Annotated in this window: 2 protein-coding genes; one reads left to right on the top strand and one right to left on the bottom strand. The window is 38.4% G+C overall.

The genetic code is table 11. The features are described from left to right. Positions 1-78: 78 nt before the first annotated feature. Positions 79-1,500 (bottom strand): YfcC family protein, encoded by a 1,422-nt coding sequence (locus tag AC1DRF_RS21170; RefSeq protein WP_097823843.1) that lies wholly within the window; start codon positions 1,498-1,500, stop codon positions 79-81. Between the two features lie 434 nt (positions 1,501-1,934). Here AC1DRF_RS21170 and AC1DRF_RS21165 point away from each other — a divergent pair, with 434 nt between their 5' ends. Next, positions 1,935-3,005, top strand: coding sequence for an isocitrate/isopropylmalate dehydrogenase family protein (locus AC1DRF_RS21165; protein WP_427076702.1), 1,071 nt, complete (start codon positions 1,935-1,937; stop codon positions 3,003-3,005). Positions 3,006-3,083: the final 78 nt, after the last annotated feature.

The raw sequence follows: 3,083 nt of genomic DNA, 5'->3' as shown, positions 1-3,083 counted from the left end.
GATTAAGGTTAACAACTTCTATTCCTCCTACTAGTAAGCTCAACTTACGAATAACATTTTTCTATATAATTTTAATGCTTAAAATGGTCCGTAATTGATAAAATAAGCAATCACAACGGCAATTAAACCAATCACATATTGAATAAGGACTAACGGCAACACCCATTTGGCCCACTTTGTCCATGAAATTCCCGCAATCGCTAAACCAGCCATTAATGTTCCAGCTGTCGGGAAGATAATATTTCCAATGCCATCTGCAAAAGAAAAAGATAATACTGCTGTTTGCCTTGTAATATCAAGTAAATCTGCAAGAGGCGTCATGATTGGCATCGTCAGCATCGCATGGCCTGTTCCAGATGCTAAAATAAGATGAATCAGCGCTTGGAAGTTATAGATTCCGATGACGCTTAAATATCCCGGAATATGCTGAATAGCTCCAGATACTTGATGAAGCATAGGGTCTACAATATGTCCTTCATTTAAAACAACAAGAACAGCACGAGAAACTCCGATAACAAGCGCTCCTCCAACTAGTGCTGCTGCCCCGTTTGTAAATGACTTAACTGTATTTTCAACAGAGAGCCTTCCAATAATCCCAATCACAACAGTCAAAATGACAAATAAAGAGGCAATTTCAGTAATGTACCACTTATACTTAATAACGCCAAAAGCAAGAATTACGTAGTTAACAAGAAATGCTGCCATAATCCATTTATGCTTTCTAGTTAACTTGGCATCCGAGTTTAAAAGTTTATTTGCGCTGGTTATGCTGTATTTTCCGTACGTCCCAATAGAAGGACTTTTTTTCACTTTCATCGCATATCGGTAGACAAACCAAACTGAAACAGCGTAAACAACTACAAACAAGATGAGTCGAAAGCCCATTCCAGAAAACATAGGAAGCTCTGCTACTCCTTGCGCAACACCAACTGTAAATGGATTCATAACTGCCGTAGTAAAACCAGCCGATGCGCCAATTAACACAATAGCAGTCCCTGTTAATGCATCGAATCCAAGAGCAAGTGCCAAGGGAATTAAAAGAGGAATATAGGCTAGCGTTTCTTCCGCCATCCCCATTAAAGAACCGCCTACTGCAAAAAATAACATCATAACAGGAATTAATAATTTTTCTCGGGTAGCAAGTTTTTTAGCCATCGTTGTAATTAATACATCTACTGTCCCCGTAGCGCTTAGTACACCAAAGAAACCGCCGATAATTAATACAAAAAAGATAATGTCGGCTCCTTCTACCATTCCTGTATGTATTGCTTTGACCATTTCAAAGAATCCAACAGGTGTAGAATCAATCCATTTAAACGATTGAGGATCTACCGTTGTTCTCCCGTCTACTTCTACACGCGCATATTCTCCAGCTGGCAAGATATACGTTAAAATGGTAGCAATCACAAGAAAGCCTAACAATAAAGCAAAAACGTTTATTTTCCTCTCTTTTTTCCGTACCTGATTTAATGAACTCATTTCCTTTTGCGGTTCACTCATTCTTCTTCTCCCCTTCATTGTGAAATAATAGCTTTAGACAAACATCTCTTTCTTTAAAAGCAGCTTCCTTATCTGCGACTACATATTGCTCCTTTCTTTTGTATTCCTCATATACAGTACAAGCAATTTTCGTGCCAACGTAGAACCGTTTAATTTTCTGAATTATGATATAATTAAATCGTGTTTTAGGTGTTAATTGGGTGTTTTTAAAAAATTAACAGCGCCAATTAAGATGTTGGTTGATAGAAAATCTGGAGCACGAAGCATTAGCTAGTTCTTTTTTTAAAAAGCTGCAAAAAGAAAGATAAAAGAATTTAATCTATAAACATAAAAAAATACTATTTTATTATTGTCTTTTCTTTAAGTAGATTAATACTATARACCTTCAATCTATTTATAAAAGCATTGCGCATAATGAAAGGGTGTTCAAAACAATGACTGTTTATCGTATCGGGGTATTGGGGGGTGATGGCATCGGGCCGGAGATTGTCGATGCCGCAGTTAAGGTAGTTAAAAATGCTTCTTGCAAAGCAGGAGTAAAAATGGAATGGATTTATCTGCCTATGGGATGGGAAGGAATTAAACAATATAACAATCCTCTTCCAGAAGTAACGATAGATGCTTTAAAACATACGCATGGATGGATACTTGGCCCGCATGATTCTGCGGCTTACCCTCTTGAACACAAAGAAAAGCGTAACCCTAGCGGAGAGCTTCGTCACAGTTTAGATCTTTACGCAAATATTCGCCCTGCTAAAACAATGCCAGGTATTAAAAGCGTCGTGAAAGAAGCTGATTTAGTGATCGTCCGGGAAAATACAGAAGGATTTTATGCCGATCGTAATATGTATTCTGGACATGGGGAATGGCAGATTACAAAAGACGTTGTGGTAACATCGGGCGTATTTACGCGAAAAGCCGTAGAAAGAATTGCGCGTGAAGCTTTTGCATTGGCTATGCAGCGTCGTAAAAAAGTAACAATCGTACATAAAGCAAATGTTTTAAGATTAAGTACCGGACTATTTCTAAATGTTTGTCGAGAAATAGCTGAGCAATATCCTGAAGTAAAAGTGGACGACCACCATATCGATGCCATGGCTGCTCATCTCGTACGTCGTGCAGCCGATTTTGATGTCATTGTGACAGAAAACATGTACGGTGATATTCTTTCAGATTTAGCCGGCGAGCTTGTAGGAAGCTTAGGATTAGCCCCTTCTCTTAATGCAAATGAACATATCGCTATGGCACAAGCAGCTCATGGTTCTGCGCCAGATATCGCAGGTTTGAACATAGCAAACCCAACCGGTATTATTTCTTCAGCAGCCATGCTACTGAAATGGTTGGCTGAAAAACATGCGGATCACAAACTTACAGAAGTGGCTGCTACAGTAGAACACGCACTTTATCAAACGCTCCAAGCTGAAGTGAAAACGAAAGATTTAGGCGGACATGCCTCTACGTCGGAGTTTACAGAAGCTATTTTAGAAAAAATAAAATCCATGTAAAATTAACAGCAATTTATCCATTCTATAGAGGTGATCATAATGAAAAAAAGAAAGATTATTATGGACTGTGATCCAGGT

The sequence above is a fragment of the Priestia sp. P5_B4 genome (assembly GCF_056400385.1).
Note: the sequence above shows the minus strand (reverse complement) of the source record. Positions and strands in the feature narration are given on the sequence as shown.

Excerpts from the sequence above, each read along its gene's own strand:
- AC1DRF_RS21165 (WP_427076702.1), top strand. The coding sequence starts at position 1,935 with ATGACTGTTTATCGTATCGGGGTATTGGGGGGTGATGGCATCGGGCCG.
- AC1DRF_RS21170 (WP_097823843.1), bottom strand. The coding sequence starts at position 1,500 with ATGAGTGAACCGCAAAAGGAAATGAGTTCATTAAATCAGGTACGGAAA.